This window comes from Chromobacterium sp. W521 (assembly GCF_052805975.1).
This window is the reverse complement of sequence record NZ_JBRBAF010000058.1, coordinates 1-254: the sequence shown is the minus strand read 5'-3', so window position 1 is coordinate 254 and position 254 is coordinate 1. Positions and strand designations below refer to the sequence as shown.

Genomic DNA, 254 nt, shown 5'->3' with positions numbered 1-254 from the left:
ACCGAGCTGCCCGAGCACATGCTGCCCGCCGTCATCGTGACGCTGGAGCGTTTCCCGCTGACCCACCACGGCAAGATCGACCGCGCCGCACTGCCGGCCGCGCAAGCCGCCAGCGACGCGCCGCGCGTCGAACCGCGCTCCGACGCGGAACGCGCGCTCGCCCAAATCTGGGCCGACGTCCTCGCCGTGCCCCTGCCCGGCATCGACGACAATTTCTTCGCCCTGGGAGGCGACTCCATCCTCTCCCTGCAAGT

The 254-nt window shown here is 70.9% G+C and carries 1 protein-coding gene; it reads left to right on the top strand.

What is annotated here, in order from left to right:
* The coding region (locus tag ACUXV1_RS23290; protein WP_446016783.1) for a phosphopantetheine-binding protein at positions 1-254 on the top strand (254 nt) is incomplete at both ends.